This is a genomic window from Aeromonas sp. R7-1, from assembly GCF_040908115.1.
GTDB lineage: Bacteria > Pseudomonadota > Gammaproteobacteria > Enterobacterales > Aeromonadaceae > Aeromonas > Aeromonas caviae.
This window is the reverse complement of the sequence record NZ_JBFODD010000041.1, coordinates 1-25,934: the sequence shown is the minus strand read 5'-3', so window position 1 is coordinate 25,934 and position 25,934 is coordinate 1. Positions and strand designations below refer to the sequence as shown.

23 protein-coding genes, 1 tRNA gene and 1 pseudogene are annotated in these 25,934 nt (G+C 61.6%); 16 read left to right on the top strand and 9 right to left on the bottom strand.

The genetic code is table 11. The features are described 5' to 3' along the window. The first annotated feature begins 23 nt into the window (after positions 1–23). Together AB5Y51_RS10640 and AB5Y51_RS10635 are read left to right on the top strand one after the other, a co-directional pair. Positions 24–476 carry an N-acetyltransferase gene (locus AB5Y51_RS10640; protein WP_010675733.1) on the top strand — a complete coding sequence of 151 codons (453 nt, stop codon included), beginning with the start codon at positions 24–26 and terminating at the stop codon, positions 474–476. Between the two features lie 131 nt (positions 477–607). Then, the gene (locus tag AB5Y51_RS10635) at positions 608–1,078 is read left to right on the top strand and encodes a glycine zipper 2TM domain-containing protein (protein ID WP_010675734.1); all 471 of its coding nucleotides are present in this window, start codon (positions 608–610) and stop codon (positions 1,076–1,078) included. 77 nt (positions 1,079–1,155) lie between these two features. Here the strand turns inward: AB5Y51_RS10635 and AB5Y51_RS10630 are convergent, their stop codons facing one another. Then, positions 1,156–2,109: an inorganic triphosphatase gene (locus AB5Y51_RS10630; protein WP_368178413.1), complete on the bottom strand. Its 954-nt coding sequence runs from the start codon at positions 2,107–2,109 to the stop codon at positions 1,156–1,158. Positions 2,110–2,278: 169 nt separating this feature from the next. On the opposite strand from AB5Y51_RS10630, the gene AB5Y51_RS10625 reads away from it, so the two are divergent. Then, the gene (locus AB5Y51_RS10625) at positions 2,279–2,959 is read left to right on the top strand and encodes a TIGR00153 family protein (RefSeq protein ID WP_010675736.1); all 681 of its coding nucleotides are present in this window, start codon (positions 2,279–2,281) and stop codon (positions 2,957–2,959) included. 25 nt (positions 2,960–2,984) lie between these two features. Beyond that, positions 2,985–4,250 (top strand): inorganic phosphate transporter, encoded by a 1,266-nt coding sequence (locus AB5Y51_RS10620; protein WP_010675737.1) that lies wholly within the window; start codon positions 2,985–2,987, stop codon positions 4,248–4,250. Between the two features lie 101 nt (positions 4,251–4,351). Here AB5Y51_RS10620 and AB5Y51_RS10615 read toward each other — a convergent pair whose 3' ends face one another. Further along, on the bottom strand, positions 4,352–5,590 hold the full coding sequence (locus AB5Y51_RS10615; protein WP_319918858.1) for a multifunctional CCA addition/repair protein: 1,239 nt from the start codon (positions 5,588–5,590) through the stop codon (positions 4,352–4,354). A gap of 229 nt (positions 5,591–5,819) precedes the next feature. Between AB5Y51_RS10615 and AB5Y51_RS10610 the strand changes: the two genes are divergently transcribed. The 5 genes from AB5Y51_RS10610 to mltC all read left to right on the top strand — a co-directional run bounded on the left by AB5Y51_RS10610 (position 5,820) and on the right by mltC (position 10,891). Then, a complete protein-coding gene (locus AB5Y51_RS10610; RefSeq protein ID WP_368178412.1) occupies positions 5,820–7,463 on the top strand; it encodes an ExeA family protein in 1,644 nt (547 codons plus the stop codon). After that, positions 7,463–8,146: a GspB family T2SS assembly factor variant ExeB gene (gene exeB / locus AB5Y51_RS10605; protein ID WP_010675740.1), complete on the top strand. Its 684-nt coding sequence runs from the start codon at positions 7,463–7,465 to the stop codon at positions 8,144–8,146. The genes AB5Y51_RS10610 and exeB overlap by 1 nt, the downstream gene beginning before the upstream one ends. A gap of 167 nt (positions 8,147–8,313) precedes the next feature. Then, positions 8,314–9,399: an A/G-specific adenine glycosylase gene (gene mutY, locus AB5Y51_RS10600; protein WP_368178411.1), complete on the top strand. Its 1,086-nt coding sequence runs from the start codon at positions 8,314–8,316 to the stop codon at positions 9,397–9,399. Next, positions 9,396–9,668: an oxidative damage protection protein gene (locus AB5Y51_RS10595; protein ID WP_010675742.1), complete on the top strand. Its 273-nt coding sequence runs from the start codon at positions 9,396–9,398 to the stop codon at positions 9,666–9,668. Before mutY ends, AB5Y51_RS10595 begins: the two co-directional genes overlap by 4 nt. A 119-nt stretch (positions 9,669–9,787) precedes the next feature. Next, positions 9,788–10,891: a membrane-bound lytic murein transglycosylase MltC gene (mltC, locus tag AB5Y51_RS10590; protein ID WP_010675743.1), complete on the top strand. Its 1,104-nt coding sequence runs from the start codon at positions 9,788–9,790 to the stop codon at positions 10,889–10,891. 57 nt (positions 10,892–10,948) lie between these two features. Here the strand turns inward: mltC and AB5Y51_RS10585 are convergent, their stop codons facing one another. Then, positions 10,949–11,329: a YgiW/YdeI family stress tolerance OB fold protein gene (locus tag AB5Y51_RS10585; protein WP_039040598.1), complete on the bottom strand. Its 381-nt coding sequence runs from the start codon at positions 11,327–11,329 to the stop codon at positions 10,949–10,951. 234 nt (positions 11,330–11,563) lie between these two features. Here AB5Y51_RS10585 and AB5Y51_RS10580 point away from each other — a divergent pair, with 234 nt between their 5' ends. Together AB5Y51_RS10580 and ompA are read left to right on the top strand one after the other, a co-directional pair. After that, the gene (locus tag AB5Y51_RS10580; RefSeq protein ID WP_368178410.1) at positions 11,564–12,571 is read left to right on the top strand and encodes an SGNH/GDSL hydrolase family protein; all 1,008 of its coding nucleotides are present in this window, start codon (positions 11,564–11,566) and stop codon (positions 12,569–12,571) included. A 278-nt stretch (positions 12,572–12,849) separates the two neighbouring features. Beyond that, entirely contained in the window at positions 12,850–13,881 is a 1,032-nt protein-coding gene (gene ompA, locus AB5Y51_RS10575) for a porin OmpA (RefSeq protein WP_041211729.1), read from the top strand. Between the two features lie 55 nt (positions 13,882–13,936). Here ompA and AB5Y51_RS10570 read toward each other — a convergent pair whose 3' ends face one another. From AB5Y51_RS10570 to AB5Y51_RS10560, 3 genes are read right to left on the bottom strand one after another with little or no spacing between them, the layout of a single operon-like run. Further along, positions 13,937–14,506 carry a membrane integrity-associated transporter subunit PqiC gene (locus tag AB5Y51_RS10570; protein ID WP_043152838.1) on the bottom strand — a complete coding sequence of 190 codons (570 nt, stop codon included), beginning with the start codon at positions 14,504–14,506 and terminating at the stop codon, positions 13,937–13,939. Beyond that, a complete protein-coding gene (pqiB, locus tag AB5Y51_RS10565; protein WP_069651939.1) occupies positions 14,506–16,152 on the bottom strand; it encodes an intermembrane transport protein PqiB in 1,647 nt (548 codons plus the stop codon). The genes AB5Y51_RS10570 and pqiB overlap by 1 nt, the downstream gene beginning before the upstream one ends. Beyond that, positions 16,145–17,416, bottom strand: a complete 1,272-nt coding sequence (locus tag AB5Y51_RS10560) for a paraquat-inducible protein A (RefSeq protein ID WP_041211730.1) — start codon at positions 17,414–17,416, stop codon at positions 16,145–16,147. The genes pqiB and AB5Y51_RS10560 overlap by 8 nt, the downstream gene beginning before the upstream one ends. A 176-nt stretch (positions 17,417–17,592) precedes the next feature. On the opposite strand from AB5Y51_RS10560, the gene hfq reads away from it, so the two are divergent. Continuing rightward, a complete protein-coding gene (gene hfq / locus AB5Y51_RS10555; protein ID WP_039040603.1) occupies positions 17,593–17,952 on the top strand; it encodes an RNA chaperone Hfq in 360 nt (119 codons plus the stop codon). Between the two features lie 136 nt (positions 17,953–18,088). Here the strand turns inward: hfq and AB5Y51_RS10550 are convergent, their stop codons facing one another. The 3 genes from AB5Y51_RS10550 to dapA all read right to left on the bottom strand — a co-directional run bounded on the left by AB5Y51_RS10550 (position 18,089) and on the right by dapA (position 21,476). Continuing rightward, positions 18,089–18,679, bottom strand: coding sequence for an HAD family phosphatase (locus AB5Y51_RS10550; RefSeq protein ID WP_180907076.1), 591 nt, complete (start codon positions 18,677–18,679; stop codon positions 18,089–18,091). Between the two features lie 182 nt (positions 18,680–18,861). Beyond that, the gene (locus AB5Y51_RS10545; protein ID WP_104454799.1) at positions 18,862–20,508 is read right to left on the bottom strand and encodes a diguanylate cyclase; all 1,647 of its coding nucleotides are present in this window, start codon (positions 20,506–20,508) and stop codon (positions 18,862–18,864) included. Positions 20,509–20,603: 95 nt separating this feature from the next. Further along, on the bottom strand, positions 20,604–21,476 hold the full coding sequence (gene dapA, locus AB5Y51_RS10540) for a 4-hydroxy-tetrahydrodipicolinate synthase (RefSeq protein ID WP_039040606.1): 873 nt from the start codon (positions 21,474–21,476) through the stop codon (positions 20,604–20,606). Positions 21,477–21,754: 278 nt separating this feature from the next. Here dapA and rsmC point away from each other — a divergent pair, with 278 nt between their 5' ends. From rsmC to AB5Y51_RS10520, 4 genes and pseudogenes are all read left to right on the top strand, one after another. Continuing rightward, entirely contained in the window at positions 21,755–22,783 is a 1,029-nt protein-coding gene (gene rsmC / locus AB5Y51_RS10535; protein WP_010675754.1) for a 16S rRNA (guanine(1207)-N(2))-methyltransferase RsmC, read from the top strand. Positions 22,784–22,930: 147 nt separating this feature from the next. Continuing rightward, positions 22,931–24,151 (top strand): annotated as a pseudogene (gene glgC, locus AB5Y51_RS10530) (glucose-1-phosphate adenylyltransferase); the annotation flags it as partial. Then, positions 24,141–25,601, top strand: a complete 1,461-nt coding sequence (gene glgA, locus AB5Y51_RS10525; RefSeq protein WP_368178409.1) for a glycogen synthase GlgA — start codon at positions 24,141–24,143, stop codon at positions 25,599–25,601. The pseudogene glgC and the gene glgA, both read left to right, overlap by 11 nt. Positions 25,602–25,717: 116 nt before the next feature. Next, positions 25,718–25,803: transfer RNA gene (locus tag AB5Y51_RS10520), tRNA-Leu, on the top strand. The last annotated feature ends 131 nt before the right edge of the window (positions 25,804–25,934 follow it).

The window sequence follows — 25,934 nt, the reverse complement described above, 5'->3', positions numbered from 1 at the left end:
GAGACCCGATGAGAGGAGCCCCGATGCACTCGTCCCCCGTATTGCGCCTTGCCACCCACACCGACATGCACGCCATCTGGCAGATAGATGCCGATGTCTTCGGCGAGGATGTCTACCCCGGTTTCTTCTTTCGCCAGGCCATGGATCTGTGGCCCGAACTGCTGGTCGTCGCGGAGCGGGAAGGCCGGCTGCTGGGCTATGCCCTGGGGGGGCTTGGTCAGGATCGGTCGCAGGGCTGGCTGCTCTCCCTCGCGGTGCGTCCCGAAGCGCGCGGCTTCGGCCTGGCCGAGCAAATGATGTTGCAGGTGGAGCAGGGACTGCTGAAACTGGAAGTTGAGCGGGTCAGACTGACCGTTGATCCCGCCAATCCGGCCCAGCGCCTCTACTTCAGGCTGGGTTATCAGCAGTTGGCAGAAGAGAGAGGCTACTTCGGGCCGGGCGAGGATCGCCTGCTGCTGGAAAAAGCCCTGACCTGACCATCCACCACCGGCACGGGAGCCTTCCGGCCACATAATTGGTTACACTTTGCGGGTTTAATGCTCAATCTGGTTGGCGTAAAGTGCAATTCATCACCAGATTAATCCGATGCCCGCCCAGGAGGCCCATCATGTTCAAACGTATTGCTCTCGTCACCCTGCTGGCGGCCACCACCGCCATCACCGGCTGTGCCAACAGCGACGTCTACTCCGGCGATGTCTACACCAAGGATCGCGCCAAGCAGGTACAGACCGTCAGCTATGGCACCATCCTCTCCACCCGCCCCGTCAAGATCCAGGCCGATGAGAACTCCCTGATCGGCACCATTGGCGGTGCCGTGGTCGGCGGCCTGCTCGGCAGCACCATAGGCGGCGGTCGTGGCAGTGACATCGCGGCGGCCGGTGGCGCCATCGCGGGTGCGGCGGCCGGCAAGGCGGCAGGGGACAAACTCAACCAGGTTGACGGGGTCGAGCTCGAGATCAAGAAAGAGAACGGCGAATCCATCGTGGTGGTACAAAAGGCCAGCCCCACCTTTGTGCCTGGCGCCCGGGTCCGCATGACCCAGGGCAACGGCACCATCAACGTGGCCGTGGTGAACTGATAGCGCCGTTCAAGGTGCAACTGCCATAAAAAAGGTGAGCCCTGGCTCACCTTTTTGCGCTCTGCACCACTTAAGATTCACTCCCCCAGATGCAGCCAGGCCGCGATGGACAGCTGCAGGCCCACCAGGTCGGCATGGTGGAACAGGGCATGCAGTGATGCACGATCCCCGGCCACCTGCATCATCAGACGCTGTTGCGCCTGCAGGTCGGCCAGCCAGGAGGGGGGCACCGTCAGCGTGCCTGCCGCCTCGGCAACCAGGGATATCCCCTCAAGCAGGGCATGCAGCGCCCGTTGTTGTTCGCCAGCATCGCCACTCTCGAGCCAGAGCTGCTCATGATACTGCCAGTGCTGCATACCCAGGGTAATGCTGGTCTTCTGATCTTTGCCCTCAATCCCTTGCAGGGGCTGCACGGCCAGTGGCTTGCCAAGCCCAGCCAGCCTGTATCCGCGCTGCGCCTTGGACTGGGCACCCAGCCGCAATCCTCCCAGCGCCGCCAGCTTGCTCGCCAGGGTGAACAGCGCGCGGGCATCGCCGGATTTCAGCTCCAGCTCCAGCTCGTCGATCCCGGTACGCCCCAGGGCACCGGCAATCTCCCCCTGATCCCAGGCCAGCTCGATCTCGGCATCTCCGAATGCGATCAGCCAGTGGCGGCGCAGGAAATCGGTGCTGAACTGGGCCACCAGACGGCTCTGGAGTTCATCGCGCACTGCCAGACTCGGCCAGATATCGGCAGGAAAGGCAGACAGGGTCGGAATGGTGCCCTCCACCGGGGCGTTGTACTCGGGTCTGGCGTGCAATCCGCCCACGACCTGCCCCCGGCACTTGATGGTCTGCTCGGAAAAATCATCGCTGCGACGAATACGCAACCCCATGTCGAGCCCACGCAAACCCAGATCGGGCGTGTCGAAATAGACGTTGCCAAGAGCGGCTTGATTGGAAGAGATAATCTCTAGTGAATTCAGAAGGTTGGAGAGGGATTCTTGAATATTGCTGGTGACGAAAAACTTTATCTCGATCTCAGTTTGCATAGTCATTCCGGGCTGGCGGGCAACTTTGGGGGGCATGTTCAGGGTCGCGAGGATATAATGCCAACGACAGTTCACGATTAATTCACGGTTTTATTGATGGCACAGTTCGGTTACCATGCGCCCCTCATAAAATCGTATCGAGTGTTTTTTCACCGACACAGGTTTGGCCATGCCAGTAAATACTATTTTGGGTCTTTTTGCCAAGTCCCCCATCAAGCCGCTGCAGAAGCATATCGTCAAGGTTCACGTGTGCTGCGAACAGCTCATTCCCTTCTTTGATGCCGTTGCCGAAGACCGCTGGGAAGATGCCGAGAAGATCCGGCAACAGATCGCCCAGCTGGAAAAAGAAGCGGACATCCTCAAGCGCGAAATCCGCTTGAAACTCCCCCGCGGCCTGTTCCTGCCGGTCGCCCGTACCGATCTGCTGGAGCTCTTGACCCAGCAGGACAAGATTGCCAACCGTGCCAAGGATATTTCCGGTCGCATGCTTGGCCGCAAGATGGAATTCCCCACCGAGATGCGCGCCGATTTCATGGCCTATCTCAAACGCTGTATCGATGCGACCGCCCAAGCCGAAAAAGCCATCGGAGAACTCGATGAGCTGCTCGAAACCGGCTTTAAAGGACGTGAAGTTGAAATGGTTGCCGAGATGATCCACCAGCTGGATCTCATCGAGGACGATACTGACACCATGCAGATCGGACTGCGCCAACAGCTGCAAGCCGTTGAGCACAAATACAATCCGATCGACGTTATGTTCCTCTACAAGATCCTCGAATGGGTAGGTGACCTGGCTGATCAGGCAGAGCGCGTTGGCGCCCGTCTGGAATTGATGCTGGCTCGTTCGTAATCGACTGACTGGGTAAACACTACTAATGGACATTATCGCAAATTACGGCACCACCCTGGTGCTCGTGGCGGCCTTGTTCGGCTTTTTGATGGCCTGGGGCATTGGTGCGAACGACGTCGCCAACGCCATGGGCACATCGGTCGGCACCAAGTCCCTGACCATCCGTCAGGCGATCATCATCGCCATGATCTTTGAATTTGCCGGTGCCTATCTGGCCGGTGGCGAAGTGACGGCCACCATCCGCAGCGGCATCATCGACAGCAACGCCTTTGCCGACACGCCGGATCTGCTGGTGCTCGGCATGATCGCCTCCCTGCTGGCTGCGGGTCTGTGGCTGATCCTGGCCTCCTATTTCGGCTGGCCCGTCTCCACCACCCACTCCATCATCGGCGCCATCGTGGGCTTCGCCGTGGTGAGCATCGGTCCGGAAGCGGTACAGTGGAACAAGTTTGGCGGCATCGTCGGCTCTTGGATCATCACGCCGGCCATCTCGGGCATCATCGCCTACTTCATGTTCATCAGCGTGCAGAAGCTCATCTTCAACACGGACAACCCCCTGGACAACGCCAAGCGCTATGTCCCCTTCTACATGTTCCTGACGTCCCTGGTCATCTGCCTGGTCACCATCAAGAAGGGGCTGACCCACGTCGGTCTGCACCTGAGCAATGGCGAGGGCGTCCTGCTCTCCGTCGCCATCTCCATCGCGGTGGCGTTTGCCGGCTGGATCTATATCCGCGGCCAGCAGTACAACCCGAAAGATGACAGCAAGATGCACTTCGCCAACGTGGAGAAGGTGTTCGGCATCCTGATGATCATCACCGCCTGTGCCATGGCCTTCGCCCACGGCTCCAACGACGTGGCCAACGCCATCGGTCCGCTCTCTGCAGTCGCCTCCATCGTGGCGGCCGGCGGCGAGATCGGCGGCAGCTCCCACATCGCCTGGTGGATCCTGCCCCTTGGCGGCATCGGCATCGTCATCGGTCTGGCCACCATGGGCGAGAAGGTGATGGCGACCGTCGGCACCGGCATCACCCACCTGACCCCGAGCCGTGGCTTCGCCGCCCAGCTGGCCACCGCCGCCACCGTGGTGATCGCCTCCGGCACCGGTCTGCCCATCTCCACCACCCAGACCCTGGTCGGTGCCGTCATGGGTGTCGGTCTGGCACGGGGCATCGCGGCCCTGAACCTGGGCGTGCTGCGCAACATCGTGGTCTCCTGGGTCATCACCCTGCCCGCGGGCGCCATCCTGGCTATCGCCATCTTCTACGTGCTGCAGGCCTGCTTCTCCTGAGCAGCCCACGCCGCACGACAAAAAGCCCGGGTCATTGACCCGGGCTTTTTTATGCTTCGCCCATATTACGCCGTCGATTGAGCGTCGATCGGCTGCGGCGTTTACTCCTCGATGAAGGTCCACTCGTCGCGCACCCGGCTGATGGCATCAAGCCGCCGCTTGGCAAGCTGCTCGCGGATTGCCTCCCCTTTGAAGCCGGCCGCCACTATCTCCTTGACCGGCACAGCCTGCGCCGCCTCTAGGGCCTCGGCGACATAGTCCGGCTGACTGTAGACCTTCTCTTCGAAGCCGGTACGACCGTGGAAGTCGGCGCGACAGGCATCGAGCAGCTGGGCAAAGCGCTCCGGTCTGCGCCAGGCATCGGCCTTGTCGAATACCTTGAGCAGGGTCGCGGGCTTGAGCTCGAAGGCAATGTGGATATGGGTGTGCAGGTCGCTCACCAGCAGCGCCAGATCGCGACACTCGTTCGGCACCCGGAAGCGCTCGCAAAAATCCCGAATGAGCGGCAACCCCTTCTGGCCATGGCCGTGATGGCTCGGCCAGAAGGCGGGCGGGGTCAGCCCCTTGCCAAAGTCGTGGCAGAGGGACGCGAAGCGCACGGTCAGTTCGGGGGAGAGACGACATGCCTGCGCCAGCACCATCATGGTGTGGATGCCGGTGTCGATCTCCGGGTGCCATCTGGCAGGGGCCGGCACACCGAACAGGGCATCGAGCTCGGGGAAGAGCGCCTTGAGGGCGCCGCATTCGCGCAGCACCTCGAAGAAGATCTGGGGTGTCGGCCCCAGCAACACTTTTTCCAGCTCCTTCCAGACCCGCTCCGGGGTCAGGTGGGTCAGCTCCCCAGCCTCCGTCATCTCGCGCATCAGCCCCAGCGTCTCGGGGGCCACTACGAACCCCTGGGCATGGAAACGGGCGGCGAAGCGCGCCACCCGCAGGATGCGCAGGGGATCCTCGGCAAAGGCCGGCGAGACATGGCGCAGCAACCGCGCCTCCAGATCCTGTACACCGCCGTAGGGATCGTGCAGTTGCCCGTCCTCATCTTCGGCGATGGCGTTGATGGTGAGATCCCGGCGCAGCAGATCCTGCTCCAGCGTCACCTCGGGGGCGGCATGGCAGACGAAGCCGGTGTAACCCTGCCCCTGCTTGCGCTCGGTGCGCGCCAGGGCGTACTCCTGCTGGGTTTTGGGGTGAAGAAAGACCGGAAAGTCTCGGCCCACCTGGGTGAATCCGAGACCCAGCATCTGCTCCACCGTGGCGCCGACCACCAGATGATCCCTGTCACCCTGGGGCAATCCCAACAGGCGATCCCGCACCGCCCCTCCGACCAGATAAATCTGCACGCGCACTCTCCCTCGATAAACTTGCCCCGATGATACCGCTTTTGGCCAAGAGAGACGATGTGCACCCGTCGCACCAGGCTCGCCATCACTCGGCCGGGCGGCTGCTTCCCGCTATCGTCCCGAGCGACTCAGCCCGTGGTTCGAGCCAGCTCCCCTTATGGTATCCGGGTCTTTGACTTCCCTTTTGGGAGGCTTTAACCTGCCGCCCATAACAATGGAATGGATCCTTATGTACACACAGTTCTTCGGTCTGTCGGAGCCCCCGTTCTCCATCTCGCCCAACCCCAAATACCTCTATATGAGCGAGCGTCACGGGGAGGCCCTCGCCCACCTCAACTACGGGTTGCAGGACGGTGGCGGCTTCGTGCTGCTGACCGGGGAAGTGGGTACGGGAAAGACCACCGTCTCCCGCTGCCTGCTGCAGCAATTGCCCGCCGACACCGAGATCGCCTACATCCTCAATCCCTCTCTGACCGAGCGGGATCTGCTGGCCGCCATCTGCGACGAATTCCTGTTGCCCTACGGCGAAGAGGCCAGCCTCAAGCAATTGTTCGACCTTATCCGGGATCATCTGCTGGCGAATCTGGCGGCAGGCAAGCGCAGCGTGGTGCTGGTGGATGAAGCCCAGCACCTGCTGCCCGGCGTGCTGGAGCAGTTGCGACTGCTCACCAATCTGGAGACAGACGAGAAGAAACTGCTGCAGGTGGTGCTCATCGGCCAGCCCGAGCTGCAACAGATGCTGCGCCAGCCCCTGCTGCGCCAGCTGGCGCAGCGGATCACCGCCCGCTATCACCTGCTGCCGCTGTCGCGCCAGGATGTGGATGCCTATGTCCGCTTCCGGTTGCAGGTGGCAGGCTGCGTCCAGCCCATCTTCACCCCCAGGGCCATCCAGACCCTGCATCGCCTCTCCGGGGGCATTCCCCGTCTCATCAACCTCATCTGCGACCGCGCCCTCATCGCCGCCTTCGCCCGTGGCAGCCACAAGATAGTGCACGGGGACATCAGCCAGTCCGCGTATGAGGTGAGCGGCATTCGCGACGAGGGAAGCTGGCAATCCGGCCTCACGGTCGCCCTGGTGGGCGCCCTGCTGGTCGCCACCGGCTGGTGGGGCTGGCAATTCTTCGGATTCTTCCCAGCCCGCCCCCTGGTCAAGGTCGAGGTACCGGTCAAGGTGGATGACACGCCAGAGCAGCAGGCCCAGCTGACCCGCGCCATCAATCAGGCGCTGGAGCCGGACATCGCCATGCAGAATCTCTACAAGGTATGGGGCTACCAGGCCGAGCTGGAGGAGGCAACCTGCGACAATGCCCCCCGTGCGGGCCTGCGCTGCCAGGAGGGAGAAGCCTCCCTGGCGCAATTGCAGGCGCTGCAATACCCGGCCCTCATCAGTCTCACCGACGAGACCGGCGGCCTCTATTACGCCACCCTGGTCAGCCTGGGGGCGGACAAGGCTTCCCTGCTCATCGGCAACCAGAGCTGGCAGGTGGACAGGCAGTGGCTCTCCGACGCCTGGGGCGGCAGCTACACCCTGCTCTGGCGCATGCCCAGGGGCAACGTGCCCCTGATAGCGAGCAATGCCGGGGCTGCCCAGGTGCAGTGGCTGGACAACGCCCTTAGCCGCGCCATGCAGCAACCCGATCGCAAGGTGAGCCGCTTCGATGCCACCCTCAAGAACAAGCTGCAACAGTTCCAGCGCGAGCAGGGACTGACCCCGGACGGCATCGCCGGCAGCAACACCCTGCTGCGGCTGAATGTGGCCTCCGGCGAACCCATGCCCAGGCTGGAGGATGAATCCCTGCGAGCCAGCACGCCGGTCGATCTCGACAGCGTGGCAGATGATGAGACGGATCCCATGGTCGAGGAGGCCTCCTGATGTCCACCCTGCTCAAGGCCCTGCGCCGGGCCGACCAGCCCCAGTTCACCCCCCATATGCCGCTCATGGGTCTGCCCGTGAGCCAGGAAGAGGAGCCCAACCGCCGCTGGATCTGGTGGGCCCTGGTGCCCCTGGCCCTGGTGATGGGCGCCGCCGCCAACTATGGCTGGCACCTCTATCACCTCAAACCCGTGGAACAGCAAGTCGAAGTGAAGGAAGTGGTGACTCCCCCCTTCGTGCGGGTCGAACCCAGGCCCATGATCACCCGGCCGCTGCCGCCCCCCCTGCCGGAGCCCGTGGTCGCTCCAAGACCTGCCGCAACCCCGGCTGCGACTACCGCAAACCAGGGGGGACAGAGTCTGGCAGAACGGCTGATGGCCGCCCTAAACAACACGCCGCTGGTGGAAGAGAGTGCGCCACAGGCCCAGGTCCAGACCAGTGCCATCCCCCTCGGCGCCCTGGCCCCGGCCCTGAAACAGCAGGTACCGTCCCTGACCTATGGTGCCCACAACTACTCCTCCGACCCGGCCAAGCGGGCCGTCGTGCTCAATGGACGGGAGTGGCGCGAGGGCAATGAAATAGCCCCCGGTGTCATCCTGGCAGCCATCGCCCAGGACTACATCGTCCTGCAGGTCGGCGGCCAGTATGCCAGCCTCAAGGCGCTGCAAGACTGGCGCGGCTGATCTGCCGGCATCCGGTGGCCCTCCCCCGGGAGGGTCAGCGCCCATTCTGAGGGAGCCCGAGAGCTCCCCTTTTTAATCAATAACCTACACTCGACCTTTGCCATGCGCCGGGTCGGGGATCGCCCTCCTGATGGCGGGCGGACTTATCATCAGAACATGAGCACACTGTGAGCCACTCAGACAACACCACCTTCGCCACCCGCATTCTGGACTGGTACCAGATCCACGGCCGCAAGACCCTGCCCTGGCAGCAGGACAAGACCCCCTACCGGGTCTGGGTCTCCGAGATCATGCTGCAACAGACCCAGGTTGCCACTGTCATCCCCTATTACGAGCGGTTCATGGCCCGCTTCCCCGACGTGCTGGCCCTGGCCAACGCCCCCATCGACGAGGTGCTGCATCACTGGACCGGGCTTGGCTACTACGCGCGCGCCCGCAACCTGCACAAGGCTGCCCAGCAGATCCGCGATCTGCACGGCGGCCTCTTTCCGGAACAACTGGAAGAGGTGATGGCTCTGCCCGGCATCGGTCGCTCCACCGCCGGGGCCGTGCTCTCCCTCTCTCTGGGCCAGCCCCACGCCATCCTGGATGGCAATGTGAAGCGGGTACTCACCCGCTGGCTGGCGCTGGCGGGCTGGCCGGGCCAGAAGCTGGTCGAGCACGATCTCTGGGAGCTGGCGACCCGCCTCACCCCGCGCGTCGGGGTGGCCCAGTACAACCAGGCCATGATGGACATGGGGGCCACCGTCTGCACCCGCAGCAAGCCCGCCTGCGAGCGCTGCCCGGTGCAGGCCGATTGCCAGGGGCTGTCGCAGGGCAACCCCACCGCCTACCCTCACAGCAAGCCGAAGAAGAGCATTCCGGCACGCAACGGCATTATGCTGATCATCCGCCACGGCGATCAGCTGCTGCTGGAGAAGCGTCCGCCGCAAGGTATCTGGGGCGGGCTTTACTGCTTCCCGCAGGTGGAATCCCTCACAGAGGTGACCGGACGACTGCGGGAGTTGGGGCTGGAGGATGCCGCCTATCAGGAGCTCGCTGGATTTCGTCACACTTTCAGTCACTTCCACCTCGATATTCGCCCTTTGCTGATCGAAATGGCTGTTCCGCCCGCCCCCCTGCTCATGGAAGCGGATACCCGACTCTGGTATAACTTACGCCATCCTGCCGAGGTGGGATTGGCGGCGGCCACGGCCCGTCTGCTCGCCTACCCGGACTTACAACCAGACTTGCAACCACAGAGGTCAACATGAGCCGTACCGTATTTTGCCTGCGCCTGAAGAAAGAAGCGCCGGGTCTCGATTTCCAACTCTACCCCGGTGAACTCGGCAAGCGGATCTTCGACAACATCAGCAAGGAAGCCTGGACCGAGTGGCAGAAGAAGCAGGTCATGCTGATCAACGAGAAGAAGCTGAACATGATGAATCTCGAGCACCGCCAGTTACTGGAAAAAGAGATGGTCAGCTATCTGTTCGACGCGGGTGAAGTCCAGATCGACGGCTACACCCCTCCCAGCCAGTGAGCGGGAATCGAGTCAAAGGGCCAGCGTCCCCCTGAGTCGTCAATATGCCGCAGGGTGACACCAATCCTGGCTCAGGCCAGTCAGTGACGGGCGGCCCCACCGCCCGGTTTGAGGATCTTATGGGTCGTTTTTTTGGGCTGCTGTGCGCCCTGCTGTTTCTCTCTGCCTGTTCATCCACACCCCAGACCAGCGGGAGTGGCGATGATGATCTGGTCAACGGCAAGGACGTGCGCGGTTTTGAACACATGATCAGTGCGCTCTCCCATAACGTGAACGAGATATGGGGGCGCGAGGCGCTGTTCGCGGGCAAGTTTGACTACGTCAAATACACGGATCAGTACAAGAGCCGCGCCCACATCGATTTCTCCAGCGGTCACATCATGGTGGAGACCGTCTCGGGTCTGGATCCCCGCGCCCACCTGCGTCGCGCCATCATCGAAACCCTGCTGACCCCGGACGATCCGGCAGAGGTCGACCTCTATTCCGACCGTGAGATCATGCCAGGTGGCGAGCCCTTCCTCTATGGCCAGGTGCTGGACAACCAGGGACAAGCGATCCGCTCCAGCTGGCGTGCAGAGCGTTATGCCGACTATCTGATCGCCAACGCGATGAAGAAGCGCACCCTCGGGATCCGCAACATCTTCTTCATCGACATTCCCATGGTGGCCAACCACGAAGACAGGCGCGGCTACAAATACGCCAGCATCATCCGCGACGCCTCCCGCAAGTACGGGGTCGCCGAGAGTCTCATCTACGCGGTGATCAAGACCGAGAGCAGCTTCAACCCCTATGCGGTCAGCCACGCCAACGCCTATGGCCTGATGCAGGTGATCCCGGCTACCGCTGGGCGGGATGTCTATGTGAGGGTCAAGGGCAAGGATGGCCAGCCGACCAGGGAAGATCTGTTCAATCCGGCCTACAACATCGATGTGGGGACCGCCTACCTGCACCTGCTGCAGACCGTCTATCTGGCGGATATCCAGGATCCCCAGTCCCGCCGCTATGCGGTGATCTCCGCCTACAACGGTGGTGCGGGAGGGGTGCTCAACACCTTCTCCAACGATCGCAAGGCGGCCCCCGGCATGATCAACCGCCTCTCCCCCGAGGCCGTCTATCAGGTACTGACCGAACAACATCCCAAGGCAGAGGCTCGCCGCTATCTCTACAAGGTCAATCAGGCCGAGAAGGGGTTCAAGCGAACCGTCGCAAGCCGGGCTGGCTGATGGCATGCAAGAAGGGCGCTCCCGGAGCGCCCTTCTCATTTACTGTGGCCTGAAAGCTTACTTGGCGATAAAGCCGCCCTTGCTCAGGGGCGCTGCCCCCACCTTCTCCAGGTGTTCCACCTCGACTTCGGTCTTGTTCCAGCTGTGGTCCACCTCGCCGCGCACGCGGATCAGATCGTCAGGACCCACCTCGGTACCGCGCCACACGTCACCGTCCACCTCCACTTCCACCTCGCCGCTGTCGTCACGGAACAGGTAGTTTTCGCCACCCAGGTGTTTGACCAGCTTGCCTTCCAGGGTCACCCACTGATCATCGGCCACGTCTTTCAACTGGGCGACCGATACCTTGTTCTGCTCCTTGGGGCCGGTGTAGGCCGCCATGGCGAAGGAAGAGACGGACATCAGGGCCACCAGGGCGATTGCTTTTGCGTTGTTCATTTCATGCTCCTGTCTTTGCGGTATGAGGGCATCTTGCCCGGGGGCGCGTGAAACAAACGTGAAGCCTCCCCATTCAGGGAGGAGTGATGTGATCGCAAGCGATTAAATGGCCACGGCATGCTGCAAATATGTATTCGAGTGGATACCTTCTCACCTGGCCATGCGGGTTCCCAGCCCGCCGCCATCGAGGAACAGCCCGCAGGCCCGTCCTGCCCCATCCATGAGAACAGCTACATGAAAAAATGGCTTTTGTGTTTATTGGGACTCTTCGCCCTCACGGTCCATGCCGCCGAGACGCGTCCCCCCTTCTCCCGCATCGTGATGTTCGGCGACAGCCTCTCCGATACCGGCAAGATGTACGACAAGATGCGTGGTTACCTCCCCTCCAGCCCGCCCTACCATCAGGGCCGCTTCTCCAACGGACCGGTCTGGCTGGAGCAGCTCAACCAGTACTTCCCGGGCCTCGCCATCGCCAACGAGGCGGAAGGGGGCGCCACTGCCGTGGCCTACAACAAGATCTCCTGGAACCCCAAGTATCAGGTCATCAACAACCTGGACTACGAGGTGACCCAGTTCCTGCAAAAGGATGGCTTCAAGCCCGACGATCTGGTGATCCTCTGGGTCGGTGCCAACGACTACCTGGCCTATGGCTGGAACACCGAGCAGGATGCCAAGCGGGTGCGCGACGCCATCAGCGATGCGGCCAACCGCATGGTATTGAACGGTGCCAAGCAGATCTTGCTGTTCAACCTGCCGGATCTGGGCCAGAACCCCTCGGCCCGCAGCCAGAAAGTGGTCGAGGCAGCCAGCCATGTCTCCGCCTACCACAACCAGCTGCTGCTGAATCTGGCACGCCAGTTGGCTCCCACCGGCATGGTGAAATTGTTCGAGATCGACAAGCAGTTCGCCGAGATGCTGCGCGAGCCACAGAACTTCGGCCTGAGCGACACCGAACACGCCTGCTATGGCGGTGGCTATGTGTGGAAGCCGTTTGCCTCCCGCAGCGCCGCCACCGACAGTCGACTGGCCCCCTTCAATCCCGAGGAGCGCCTTGCCATCGCCGGCAACCCCCTGCTGGCTCAGGCCGTCGCAACGCCCATGGCGCGCCGCAGTGCGGGCGAGCTGAACTGTGAAGGCAAGATGTTCTGGGACCAGGTCCACCCCACCACAGTGGTACACGCCGCCCTGAGCGAGCGGGCTGCCGCCTTCATCGAACAGGAGTACGAATTCCTCCCTCGATAACGGAGGCCATCCTGCCAGGGCCGGCGCTTCGCCGGCCCTCTTGCCGACAAGGGCAAGCAATCCATATGACACCCATCACAGATTCGAGTCACGGTTCCCCGGCGGTCTTCTGTCTCCACTATGATGCAGATGGATATCACAATATGTTTTATATCAGTTGCTTGTAGATCGAGAAAAGCGAGCTACGTTTAAACGTGTTGTGGTCGAACACAGGCCCAACCCACGAGGCGAGGCGACATGAATTCGCGCTCCCCACACACAAGATTGCAGAGGCATCTATGAACAAAACACTGATTACCTTGCTGGTTTCAGGCTTGCTTGCGGCCAACGCCCAGGCAGCCGGACAAGACAACACCTGGTATGGCGGTGCCAAACTGGGTTGGTCCAACTTCTACGGTGTCGATGAAAGCAATTCCATCGCCATCACCGACAAAGACGACGATGAAGTCGGCGCCGGTGCCTTCGCCGGTTACCAGATCAACCAGAATCTGGGTGTCGAACTCGGTTATGACTACCTTGGCAAGCTCAAGTACAGCGGCACCCGCAATGGCGCGGCCTTCAATGACTCCGTGCAAGCCCAGCTGGCTCAGCTCACGCTGAAACTGGGCTTCCCGGTTGCGGACAATCTGGACCTTTACGGCCGTGTCGGGGGCGGCTATGGCTGGACCGACAGCGATCAGCTGGAAAACGACAGCCGCTTCACCTTCGTCGGCGCGCTCGGTGCGGAGTATGCCCTGAGCCTGGATTGGGCAGCCCGCCTCGAATACCAGTACAGCACCCCGTATGGCAGCCGTGACGATACCGGCCTGCGCATGGACAACGGCCTGCTCTCCCTGGCCGCCGTCTATCGCTTCGGTCAGGTTGCACCGGCTCTGCCGGTCGCAGCTCCCGCCCCCGCGCCCGAGCCCGTGATGGTCGACAAGCAGTTCACCTTGAGCTCGGACGTGCTGTTTGACTTCAACAAGGCCACCCTCAAGCCCCAGGCCGGGCAGGCGCTGGATACCCTCTACAGCCAGATTGAAGAGGCCAGGCCCAAAGACGGATCGGCCACCGTCATCGGCTATACCGACCGCATCGGCTCCGAGGCCTACAACCAGAAGTTGTCCGAGCAGCGTGCCCGGACCGTGGCCGATTACCTGATTGGCAAGGGCCTGCCAGCCGGCAAGGTCAATGTGGAAGGGCGTGGCAAGCAGTCTCCCGTCACCGGCGACAGCTGCACCAGCAAATCCAAGCGCGAGCTGATCGTCTGCCTGGCCCCGGATCGCCGGGTAGAGGTCAAGGTACAGGGCGTCTCGGAAGTACAGCAATAACGACGACCCCAAACAAAACGGGAGGCCATGGCCTCCCGTCTTTTTTTATGCTCCCTCAGCTGCGCGTGCGCACATCCGCCGCAATCTGATCGAGCAACAGTTGCCAGCCCTGCCCCAGCTCGTTCACCAGGGCGCCATACCCATCGGCAGGCAGCACCCGCTCCTGCTGGAAGGGAACATCTCTCAACACGACCCCCTCCTCCGTCAGCAGGCGCCAGCGACCGCTGAGCAGGGCGCGGCCGTCGTGCCGCCCCTGGAAACGCTCGACCGAGATGCTCAGCACAGGCCCCTTGCGGGCCCCGTCCTGACGCACCACCCAGCCAGGCAAGCGGCTGGAGAGGCCATTGAGGGTCAACTGGTTCAACTGGGCATCGAGGGAACCTGCCCAGCGATGGTACTCGGCAAAGTGCAGCTCCTTGCCCTCCAGCTGATAGACCAGGCTCATCCGGTCAAGCTGACCGGACAGGGCGACGGGGCGCAGCACCAACTGGTGCTGCGGCTGCGCCGTGGTGACACTCGACGGCGCCGTGTCGGCATCCAGCGAATAGTAATGCAGCGTCGTCGGCGCACTGCCACATCCCGCCAGCAGGCCCAGCAAGGCCAGCGTCATCATCCGTTTTTTCATCATTTTCCTCGCTTGGGCTCGGGATCCCGCGGACGAGCGCGGTCAAAGATCAGCGAACTCGGCTGCTCGTTCAGTGAATGGACCAGAGGTTGCAACTCGCTCATCAGCTGGTTGAGGGATTGCACCGACTGGCGCAGCTCCTGATTGGTCTGGGAACCGGCATCATAGGTCTGCAACGTCTCCTGCAACTGCTTGAGGCTCTGGTTGAGGGAGGCCGGCAACTGCTGGGTCGACTGCTGACCGGTAAACTGCTCCAGATTCGCACTCACGGCACTGACATGCTTGAGCGTCTTGTCCAGCGTCATCAGGGTGCTGTTGACCTGAGTGAGGGTGGTGGCCATGTCCATGTCGACGAACTTGTCGAGGATGAGGTTCACCTTGCGTTCGATCTGATCCAGCCCGGCCTGGGCGGTCGGGAAGACCTGATAGCCCGCCATCTTGAGCGGCTGATAAACAGGCGCATCCGGATAGAAGTTCAGATCGATCACCTTGCCCCCCGTCAGCAGGCTGGCGGTCTTGAGGCTGGCCCTCAGCCCTTCCTTGAACTGCTTGTTGAACAGGGCCCGCCACTGCTCCTTCTCCGCATTGGCATAACGGTGGGAGAGACGCTGCACCTCGATGCGCGCCAGCACCGGGATCTGTCGGCTCTTGAACAGCTGGACGCCCTTGTCGTCGATGAGATAGGGAGCCGAGATGACGGTACCGACCCGGATGCCGCGATACTGTACCGCCGCGCCGGGATGCAGCCCGCCCACATCATTGTCGAACAGGAAGACATAGTCGATGAACTGATCCAGGCTACCGGCCAGCACGCTCTCCTCGTCCTTGAACAGCACGAACTCGTCGTTCTGTTTCACCGGCTCCCCCGGCAACCAGCCGGGAGGCAGCCCCATGGTGATGCCGCCGTTGATCAGGCTCTCCAGCGAGTCCATCTTCACCTTCATCCCCTCGCTGCTCATGGAGACCTCGAAGCCGGGCGTCAGCCAGAACCGGGAGTTGCTGCTCACCAGGACGTCATAAGGCGCGTTGATGAAGAGCTGGTACTGCATCTCGCTCTTCTCGGGCAGGAACTTGGCCTCTTCGACCTGGCCGATGGTGAATCCCTGATAGCTGATGGGGGAACCCGCGCCCAGCGCGTTGGCATCCCGGCTGGACAGGGAGAGCCGCAATCCCTTGGCATCCAGGGATGCCAGGGGTGGCCTGTCCAGCATGGCGTATTCGCTTCGCGCCCTGCCCTTCTTGCCGGGAGAAAGCTCGATATAGGCACCGGAGAGCAAGGTGCCAAGACCGGAAACGCCCTCACGCCCGACCCTGGGCTTGACCACCCAGAACTGGCTGTCTTTCTTGAGCATGCCGGCGGCGGCATTGGTCAGGCGAGCCTTGAGCACGGCATGGCTGTAGTCCTCGCTGAGCTCCACCGTCTCGATACGGCCCACCTCCACTTCACGAGAACGGATCACCGTCTTGCCCGCCACTATGCCCTCGGCGGTCGCCACCGTCAGGGTGAAGCTCGGCCCTTGTGAATACCAGTGCTGGAACAGCATCCAGGCGCCGATGAAGAGGGCCAGCAAGGGCACCATCCAGATAGCGGCAGCCGAACTCATGAAATCAGAGCCCGGTTTCCACCTTGTCTTACGCTCACTCACGTTCGCGTTCTCCTTGTTGTAAATCCCAGATCAGGCGGGAATCGAAACTCATGGCAGCCACCATGGTGACCAGTACGACCCCGGCAAAGGCGACGGCCGCAGGGCCAGGGTAGATGGTCATCAGATTGTCGAGCCGGATGAGACCGGCCAGGATGGCCACCACGAAGACGTCGATCATCGACCAGCGCCCCACAAATTCGGTCATGCGATAGAGTTTGAGCTTGCCGAGGGGAGATGCCCCCTGGCCGCGCTGCACCACGTAGCAGAGCCACAGCAGCGCCAGGATCTTCACCAGCGGCACCACCACGCTTGCGAAGAAGATGACGGCGGCAATGGGGTAGGAGCCCATTGCCCACAGCAGCACCACCCCGCCCATGATGGTCGAGGGGCTGTCATCCCCCAGGAACACGGTGTCCATGATGGGATACAGGTTGGCTGGAACATAGAGGATCACCGAGGTGATCAGCAGGGCCCAGGTGCGGTTCAGACCACCCGGCTTGCGGCTGTGCAGGTGATCCCCGCAGCGAACGCAACTATGGGCATCCTGCTCGTTCAGGGCGCCGCAGATGTGACAGCCCACCAGACCGCACGACAGGGCGCTCTCCTCGGGATCCAGTTCCCTCGCCGCCGTCGGGCCGAACAGCCGCTGCCACAGCCACATCCGATCCAGGGAGGAGATCATCTTGATGAGCAGCAGGGTGTAGCCAACAAAGGCCCAGAACGACAGCCCCATCTTGATGTCGGCCATCCCCATCAGCTTCACCAGAGAGATGAGCACGCCGATGAGGAAGACGTCCACCATCAGCCAGGGCTTGATCCGGCACAGCAGGCGGCCAAGGGAGCGCAGGGCCTTGCTGTGCAGATCCTTGTCCAGGCGCCACAGCACCAGCATGATGGAGCCGATATAGACCAGCGGCAACCCGATCAGGGTAATGCTCAGCACGGCCCCGAGGAACAGGTAGCCTTGATCCACCAGGGTGGTGATGCACTGCAGGAAGGTCATCTCCTGCCCCACCCCCTTGGCCGAGAACGACATGAAGGTAAAGGCGTTGGAGAGCACGAACATGATGATGGCCGCAAAGCCATAGGCGATGGGCCTGCGCTCCTGCTCCGGCAGATGACGAGTCAGGGTATGCCCGCAGCGCGGACAACTGCTCGTCTCCCCCACGGCCAGCTCGGTGGCCGGCACCAGCAGGTCACACTCTTCGCAGGCGGTCGCGTCATGGGTATAGGTGGGTGGATGTTGGTGTGAAACCGGATGCAAGATAAGACCCCAGCATGAGGCCCGCCACGGGGCCAGAGCCGCCAATTATTGCAGCAGCGGCCCCTGCCGACCAGCCCTGTCGTTGTCCATCCTGCCCGGGTGTGAGAATGACTTTGACAAGGCAGTGCCCATTTAGCACAATCAAACGCCACTTTTTTTCCGCGGGACAATAATTTATGACAACTGAATCCCCAAGCTACTCCACTATCGAGCAGGCCTTCTCCCTCGGGAACGGGCAAGATTCTGCCCTCAACTGGTTGCGCAAAAACCGTAGCCAGGTCGCCATCTTCCTGGTGAGCGGCATCAAGCTGGAGGGGACCATCAGCGGTTTTGACCAGTACAGCGTGCTGTTGACCGATGCCCATGGCAATCAGCAACTGGTCTACAAGGCCAAGATTTCCACCATTGCCATGCACTCCGGCCGTCCTGCCGTCAGCATCCAGCGGGCCCGCAAGCCACGGGTTTCCATGGCGCCGCGCCCCCATGGCGCCCCCAGCCGTTATGACGACAACCAGGGTGGTGGCAGCGAGCAGTAAATCTCGCCACTGCCCATCCTGACGGTGTCGCTGCGTCAGCCAGTGACATCTGCTCCCCACTCTCATGTTTCGCCTGTCCCGTATGAGAGTGGGGCTTCTCTCCCGAGCAGGTTGTTGACCCGCTCGTCTTCGTTACTCAGTAGGTCAACCCGACCGGTTTTCCCTCTCTGACCATGCAGACCTGCATACCGGCCGCTTCACCGGCCTGTGCGCCTATGCCCGTGTCCTCGAACACCAGACATTGACCGGGCTCGACCCCCAGGCGTCGCGCCACCAGCAGGAAGGTGTCTGGATGGGGTTTGTGCAGCTCCACGTCGTCGGCGGTGACCACCACGGGGAAATACCGATCCAGCCCAGTGTTGCGCAGCACCGCTTCGGCATTGATGCAGGGGGAACCTGTCCCTATGCCCATGGGGATCCGGCCGTGATAGCGTTCCACCAGATCCAGCATGGCCGGGAAGGGGGTGGCCTTGTGCAGGTTGGCGACATAGTGTTCGGTCTTGCAGCGTGTCACCACCAGGGGATCCAGCGCGATCTGCTGCACTTCGGCCACCAGCAGGGCTATCTTGCGGCTGGGCATGCCTCCCAGCTCATAAAACCAGTCGGCGTCGAACCGAAAGCCAAACTCGCGGGCGGTGTGCTCCCAGGCGGCCAGGTGCAAAGGCATGGAGTCCACCAGTGTGCCGTCGAGGTCGAAAACCAGGCCTTGAAATCCGGATAGGGTCATGGTGCAGGATCTGTCTGTGAAAAATGGGCCCCCATTCTAGCCAGAGCGCGGGCGCATCGCCATGCGCCAGATGGCGAGAAACGCTTGCCACCTCATTTATACAGGGCGGCGTGGATCTGAAAGCCCGCACGTATACAGATCAGCATGGATCTGATGCCAGGCAGGCAGCCTCCACGCAGGTGTCAGCGATAGGCCAGGGTACAGGCCCGCCCTTGGGATTTGGCGTGATAGAGTGCTTGATCCGCCTGCTCGGTCAGGGTTTGCCACTCCTTGTCCGATGACGGGACCAGATAGCTGAACCCGATGCTGACGGTGAGTGTCGCCGCCACCCGGGAGGCCGGATGGGGAATCTGCAAGGCGTCAAGGCCGTGGTGGATCTGCTCCGCCAGCCGCTCCGCTTCTCCCGGCTGCGGTGAACACAGCAGGATGACAAACTCCTCCCCCCCATAGCGGGCCACCAGGTTGGTGCGCCGCCGCTCGGTGTCCTGCAGCAGTGCCGCCACCCGCTGCAGGCACTGATCCCCCTTGCCGTGGCCGAAGTGATCGTTGTAGGACTTGAACTCGTCCACATCGATCATCAGCACCGCCAGCACGCCCTGATGGCGGCGAGCCCGCTCCCACTCCCGTTCCATGGTGATGTCCCATTGGCGGCGGTTGGCGATGCCAGTCAGGGGATCTTCCAGAGACAGCAGAGAGAGGCGCCGGTTGGCCTCCTCCAGCGCCCGGTTGGTATCGGCCAGTTGCCGGGTCCGTTCCTGCACCCTCAGCTCCAGCTCCCGATTGAAGCGCTCAAGCTTCTCCTGGGTGCGCTGGCGGATCAGCAACTGGGAGAGCACGGCGGCATACTGCTTGAAGATCTCGCTCTGATACGCCTTGAGGGGGCGCCGCCAGAGCAGGTTGTCGGCGGCGATCCAGCCGATGGGGGTACTCCCGTCCCAGAGCGACACCATGGCGTTCCAGCCGCGACCCACCTCCTGCTTCTCGTAATAGAGAGGCGTGTCCTCCAGCACCAGGACATAGTCCTTGCGACGCAGCGCCTCCTGCACTGTGGGGTGATCCGGAATGAGGCTGATGAAATGGCGCTCGTCGATGAGCTCACCCGCCTCGTTGGTACCCCAGGTACCGTGCATGGTCTTGAATTCACTGTCAGTCAGGAAGATGGCGATGCGATCGAACTGCAACTCCTGGCGGGCCAGTGCCACCGCGTCGTGCAGCAGACGATCCTCGCTCTCGCAGCGGGAGAGCTTGACCCCCACCTGATGCAGCGCCTGCAGCATGCTGAGGAAGGAGTCCTGCAGGGCCTGGCTGCGCACGAGGTCTGCCTGGGTGTGGAGCCGCTGATCCCGCTCCAGATCCACCTGTCCCGCGAGTCGCCGACTCTCGAGCTCGGCGGCGAGATAATGCATGAGCAGCTGGATGCTCTGCTGCTGGCGTCTTGGCAGGCGATCGAGACGACGGCGGGTTTCCAGATAGACCACGGCCTCCAGCCCCTTGTGACGCTTGAGGGGGAAGCTGGCGCGCAGGCGCGGGATCTCGGGTTCGACGCTCTCCCGCTCCCAGATGGCACGGGTCGGCGCGATGGGCTCCACCAGCAACTGGCCGAGCGCAAGGGAACGTTCGATGAAGAGGATGGGCAATTCGAGGGAAGAGAGGATGTCGGCGCTCAGGCAGAGCAGACCCTGTTCCGGGCGATAGTGATAGAGCTGGGGCGTCGGAGCACGCAGCCACAGATAGATCTGTTCAGCCTCTGTTTTTTCCCTGACCGCAGACAAGGTCACTTCACAGAGATGTTCAAAACTGGTGAAGTGCTCCGGATCCCATTCTTCCATGCCAAATCATCCTTGGTTGTATCCAAGCGAGTATATCGGCAAAGCCCGGCCATTAATTGACCGGGCAATCAAAAGCGAGATCCAGAGCCCAGTTTTTACAACAGATTCAATGCCTGCATGGCACTGCGGATGCGCTCGCGGGTGGCCTCGGAGAGCGGCATCACCGGCAGACGGCACTCTTCGCTGCACAGACCCAGCAGGGAGACCGCATACTTGGCCCCTGCGGGGCTTGGCTCGGCGAACATGGCCTGGTGCAGCGGAATGAGCTTGTCCTGCAATTCGCGGGCAGCTTGCCACTCACCGGCCAGCGCCAGGTTCTGCACCTCGGCCACCAGCTTGGGGGCCACGTTGGCCGTCACCGAGATGCAACCCTGGCCACCACCGATGTTGTAGGCCACGGCGGTGGCGTCTTCACCGGAGAGCCAGGCAAACGGCTTCTTGATGAGCTGGCGTTCAACCCAGGGGCGGGCCAGATCACCGGTGGCATCCTTCACGCCGGCAATGCGCGGCAACTCGGCCAGACGGGCCAGGGTCGCCGGCTGCACGTCAACGATGGCGCGGGGCGGAATGTTGTAGACGATGATGGGTTTGGTGGTGGCGTCGTGCACCGCCTTGAAGTGGTGGTAGAGCCCTTCCTGATTGGGGCGGTTGTAGTAACCGGCCACATGCAGGGTGGCATCCGCTCCCATCTGCTCGGCATAGCGGGTGTATTCAATGGCTTCAACCGGGTTGTTGGAGCCTGCACCTGCGATCACGGGAATGCGCCCGGCCACCAGCTTGACCACCAGCTCCACCACGCGGCAATGCTCATCGTGGGTCAGGGTCGGGCTCTCCCCGGTCGTGCCGACCGGCACTATGCCATGGGTTCCCTGCTCTATGTGCCACTCCACCAGGCGAGCCAGTGCGGCCTCGTCCAGCTGGCCCTGTCGAAATGGGGTGATCAGGGCAACTATCGAACCTTGAAACATGGGATTTCCTTCTCCTAAACAGATGGATTGGTCAATAAAAAGCCCCGGTACGGGAGTCGCTACCGGGGCTTGAATCGTCTCAGGGATGAGAGGTTACGCGCGCACGCCAGCAGGCCCGATTGTCAGGCTGTGTTTATGCTTTCGTTTCGATACGCATGACCGCATTGCATCATCTCTGGGTAAATAAGGCGTCTGGGCATATTTCGGGAACACGGCATAAATGTCAAGGCGAAAGCGGCCATGTATAATGGCCGCCCAAAAATGCGTGGAGAGACCCAATGAGCCGTCCTGTCAGTGCCGTCAGTCAGATGCTGGAACGTAACCAAGCCCTCTTTGTCGGCAAGCGGCTGTTGGTGTGCGGTGCCCTGGAGGATGATTATCCTCGTCAACTGGCCGAGCTGGCACAAAGCCTGACCGTCTTCACCACGGATTACTGCTATTACCGCACCCAGCAGGCCGTTCTGGGAGACGCCATCCTGTTCGATCACCAGCTGGGTGGCGCCCCCCGATTCGATGCCCTGCTGCTGCTGATGCCCAAGGCCAAGGCCGAGGCGCAATACCTGCTGGCCATGATGACGCCGCTGCTCGAAAGCGGGGCCGACCTGTTCCTCGCCGGCGAGAACCGGGGCGGCATCAACGGAGCAGACAAGCTGCTGGCACCTTATGGCGAGAAACCGATCAAGCGCGACTCTGCGCGCCGCTGCTCTCTCTACCACGGCACGCTCGACAAACCGGTCGTCCCCTTCGAGCTGGACGCCTGGTTCAGTCGCTATGAGTGCCAGGCGGGCGACACCACCCTGACCGTCATGGCCCTGCCCGGGGTCTTCAGTGCAGACGGCCTGGATCTCGGCACCCAGATGCTGCTGGCGAGCCTCCCCCCCGTGACGGGCAAGCTGCTCGACTTTGGCTGCGGCGCCGGCGTCATCGGTTCCGTGCTGGCCAAGCGCAACCCGGCCCTGGCCGTCACCATGGTGGATATCAATGCCCTGGCACTGGAGTCCAGCCGCCGAACCCTGGCGGTCAACGGTCTGAGCGGACGTGTCCATGCCTCCGATGTCTATTCCGACATTGCCGAAACATTCCAACAGATTGTCTCGAATCCCCCCTTCCATGCCGGGCTCAAAACCTTCTACGCCGCCACCGAAACCTTCCTGGCAAAGGCACCTGAGTACCTGACCGCAAATGGCGCCCTGACCATAGTCGCCAATGCCTTCCTGCGATACCAGCCTATACTGGATGCGCACTTCAAACAGACCGAGGTGATCGCGGGCGATGCCAAATTCAAGGTGTATCTGAGCAAAGCTTAAAGAAGTGCAACGGTTGTAATAAAACAAGTAGAGAGTGCCAGACGGGATCTGTTAAGGTACCAAGAAAACGTTTACCACCCCTTTAGGGGTGTTTTTTTCGCAGCAACATGAAAACCTTTTCAACATCATGATCTCAGGGAGAGAACGACGATGGCAGGCATACTCACCATGATACTGGCAGGCGGTGAAGGTACCCGACTGCAACCGCTGACCACCACCCGCAGCAAACCCTCCGTACCCTTTGGCGGCAGTTACCGGTTGATCGACTTCGTGCTCAACAACTTCGTCAACGCCGACTTCCTGCGCATCTATGTACTCACCCAGTTCAAGTCCCAGTCCCTTTATCTGCACATGAAGAAGGGCTGGAACATCGTCGGCATCACGGATCGCTTCATCGACCCCATTCCGGCCCAGATGCGAATGGGCAAACGCTGGTATGACGGCACCGCAGACGCCATTTACCAGAACCTGCGCTTCATCGAGATCTCCGACCCCGAGCACGTCTGCATCTTCGGCTCCGATCACATCTACAAGATGGACGTGAGCCAGATGGTGAGCTTCCACAAGCAGAAAGCGGCCGCCCTGACCGTCGCGGCCCTGCGCATGCCCATCGAGGAAGCAAGCGCCTTCGGGGTGATCGAGGTGGATCAGGAAGGGCGCATGATTGGCTTTGAAGAAAAGCCCCGTCACCCGAAACACATCCCCGGCGACCCCACCCAGGCCCTGGTCTCCATGGGCAACTACATCTTCGAGACCGAGGCCCTCTATCGGGAGCTCAAGCGGGATGCCGCCGAGGAGAACTCCAGTCACGATTTCGGCAAGGACATCATTCCCAGCCTGTTCCCCCGTGCCCCCGTCTATGTCTACGACTACAGCACCAACGTGATCCCGGGCGAGAAGCCCAACGTCTACTGGCGCGATGTGGGGACGCTCGACTCTTACTGGCAGGCACACATGGACCTGGTGGCCGACGATGCCCCCTTCTCTCTCTACAATCGCAAGTGGCCGCTGCACACTCATTACCCGCCCCTGCCCCCCGCCACCTTCATCGATACCGACGACTGCAAGGTCAAGATCGCCAACTCCCTGATTTCCGGTGGCTGCTTCATTCAGGGCAGCCAGATCCAGCGATCCATACTGGGATTTCGCTGCAACATAGGCCCCTGCAGCCACATCAGTGAATCCGTGCTGCTGGGGGATGTGAAAATCGGCGAAGGTTGCTCCATTCGCCGCGCCATCATCGACAAAAACGTTGAAATTGCACCCGGCACCGTGATCGGTGAGAATCTGGACCATGACAGAGAGCGGTTTACCGTATCCGAAGGCGGTATCGTCGTGGTACCTAAGGGAGCAAGAGTTGGCTATTAACCCACTGAAAATCCTGTTTGTAGCCTCGGAGGTTGAGGGGCTGGTGAAGACCGGGGGCCTGGCAGATGTGGCCAAGGCCCTGCCGCAGCATCTAGCCCGTCAGGGGCACGATGTGCGCATCATTATGCCCTTCTACAAGACCATCAAGCGCCGGGACGAGGCCACCCTCCTCGCCTCGCGCTGGCTCCCCACCCCTCAGGATCGCAGTGATATCAGCTATCGCATCCATCAGCTGGAACTGGACGGGATCTGCGTCTATCTGCTCGATTGCCCGCACTATTTCGACCGCCCCCAGCTCTATGCCGAGAACAACCAGGCCTATCCCGACAACGGTGAACGCTTTGCCTTTCTGGCCGCAGCGGCCCTGCATACGTGCGAACAGCTGGGTTTCGCTCCCGACATCGCCCACTGCAACGACTGGCACACCGGTCTGCTGCCGCTGCTGCTGAAAACCCGTCATGCCCACAACCCCTTCTTCCAGCGCACCCGGTCGGTCATCAGCATTCACAACGCGGCCTTTCAGGGCGTGTTCGATCGCCAGCAGTTCTGGGCCGTGCCGGAAATCCACGACTACGAGCAGCGCATCAACTACGACTATGGTCACATCAATCTGCTCAAGTGCGGTGTGCTCTACGCAGACAAGATCAATGCGGTCAGCCCCAACTACGCCAGCGAGCTGCTGACACACCTGGGCGCTCACGGCATGGCCAGCGTATTCCAGCAGCGGGCAGCTGACCTGCGTGGCATCCTCAACGGCTGTGACTATCAGGACTGGGATCCCGCCTTCGATCCTCTGTTGCCCGCCACCTATGATGCCGACAACCTGGATGGCAAACACACCTGCAAGCGCATCCTGCAGCAGGAGACGGGGCTCCCCGTCGGCAACCTCCCCATCTATGGCATGGTGTGTCGACTGACCGAGCAGAAAGGAGTACACCTGCTCATCCCGGCGCTGGACAAGTTCTTGCAGCATCAGGTCCAGGTAGTGATCGTGGGCTCCGGTGATCCCTCTCTCGCCGCCCAGTTGCAAAGCATTGCCCAGCAGCATCCCGACAAGTTTGCCTTCATCAATGCCTATGACGACCGTCTGGCCCACCTGGTGGAGGCCGGCGCCGACTTCTTCCTGATGCCTTCTCTGTTCGAGCCATGCGGGCTCAACCAGATGTACAGTCTGGCCTATGGCACCCTGCCCCTGGTGCGGGCTGTCGGCGGATTGAAAGATACCGTCGTGGACTGGGATGCCGACCCGACGCACGCGACCGGTTTCTGCTTCAACGATCCCACTGCCAGCACCTTGCTCGACGCCATGCGCCGCAGCCTGCTCCATTATCTGCAGGAGCCGGCACGTTTTGCCCATGTGCAGCACCACGCCATGAACACCCGCTTCGACTGGGCAGACTCCGTCATCCAGTACGAACAGATGTATCAGGATGCGCTGGCCACCGTCTGACGCCGATTGCTGAAGTTTTGTGCCCTTGGCACGCCTTTATCCGTCAACAGCGAAAAAAGTCCCCTTTGGCTGTTGACGCCCCCCCAAAACTCTATAGAATCCCCCACCGCAGTGATGCGAAGGTGGCGGAATTGGTAGACGCGCTAGCTTCAGGTGTTAGTGTCCCACGGATGTGAGGGTTCGAGTCCCTCTCTTCGCACCATACTGCAACATGCTCTTATCAGACGGCATGTAAATTCAGACTGATAACCCGATGTGCGAAGGTGGCGGAATTGGTAGACGCGCTAGCTTCAGGTGTTAGTGCCCCCCGGGTGTGAGGGTTCGAGTCCCTCT

Bases quoted from the DNA above. Each gene is read 5' to 3' on its own strand.
- AB5Y51_RS10640 (WP_010675733.1), top strand. From the start codon at position 24: ATGCACTCGTCCCCCGTATTGCGCCTTGCCACCCACACCGACATGCAC.
- AB5Y51_RS10635 (WP_010675734.1), top strand. From the start codon at position 608: ATGTTCAAACGTATTGCTCTCGTCACCCTGCTGGCGGCCACCACCGCC.
- AB5Y51_RS10630 (WP_368178413.1), bottom strand. From the start codon at position 2,109: ATGCAAACTGAGATCGAGATAAAGTTTTTCGTCACCAGCAATATTCAA.
- AB5Y51_RS10625 (WP_010675736.1), top strand. From the start codon at position 2,279: ATGCCAGTAAATACTATTTTGGGTCTTTTTGCCAAGTCCCCCATCAAG.
- AB5Y51_RS10620 (WP_010675737.1), top strand. From the start codon at position 2,985: ATGGACATTATCGCAAATTACGGCACCACCCTGGTGCTCGTGGCGGCC.
- AB5Y51_RS10610 (WP_368178412.1), top strand. From the start codon at position 5,820: ATGTACACACAGTTCTTCGGTCTGTCGGAGCCCCCGTTCTCCATCTCG.
- exeB (WP_010675740.1), top strand. From the start codon at position 7,463: ATGTCCACCCTGCTCAAGGCCCTGCGCCGGGCCGACCAGCCCCAGTTC.
- AB5Y51_RS10595 (WP_010675742.1), top strand. From the start codon at position 9,396: ATGAGCCGTACCGTATTTTGCCTGCGCCTGAAGAAAGAAGCGCCGGGT.
- mltC (WP_010675743.1), top strand. From the start codon at position 9,788: ATGGGTCGTTTTTTTGGGCTGCTGTGCGCCCTGCTGTTTCTCTCTGCC.
- AB5Y51_RS10585 (WP_039040598.1), bottom strand. From the start codon at position 11,329: ATGAACAACGCAAAAGCAATCGCCCTGGTGGCCCTGATGTCCGTCTCT.
- AB5Y51_RS10580 (WP_368178410.1), top strand. From the start codon at position 11,564: ATGAAAAAATGGCTTTTGTGTTTATTGGGACTCTTCGCCCTCACGGTC.
- ompA (WP_041211729.1), top strand. From the start codon at position 12,850: ATGAACAAAACACTGATTACCTTGCTGGTTTCAGGCTTGCTTGCGGCC.
- AB5Y51_RS10570 (WP_043152838.1), bottom strand. From the start codon at position 14,506: ATGAAAAAACGGATGATGACGCTGGCCTTGCTGGGCCTGCTGGCGGGA.
- hfq (WP_039040603.1), top strand. From the start codon at position 17,593: ATGACAACTGAATCCCCAAGCTACTCCACTATCGAGCAGGCCTTCTCC.
- AB5Y51_RS10550 (WP_180907076.1), bottom strand. From the start codon at position 18,679: ATGACCCTATCCGGATTTCAAGGCCTGGTTTTCGACCTCGACGGCACA.
- AB5Y51_RS10545 (WP_104454799.1), bottom strand. From the start codon at position 20,508: ATGGAAGAATGGGATCCGGAGCACTTCACCAGTTTTGAACATCTCTGT.
- dapA (WP_039040606.1), bottom strand. From the start codon at position 21,476: ATGTTTCAAGGTTCGATAGTTGCCCTGATCACCCCATTTCGACAGGGC.
- rsmC (WP_010675754.1), top strand. From the start codon at position 21,755: ATGAGCCGTCCTGTCAGTGCCGTCAGTCAGATGCTGGAACGTAACCAA.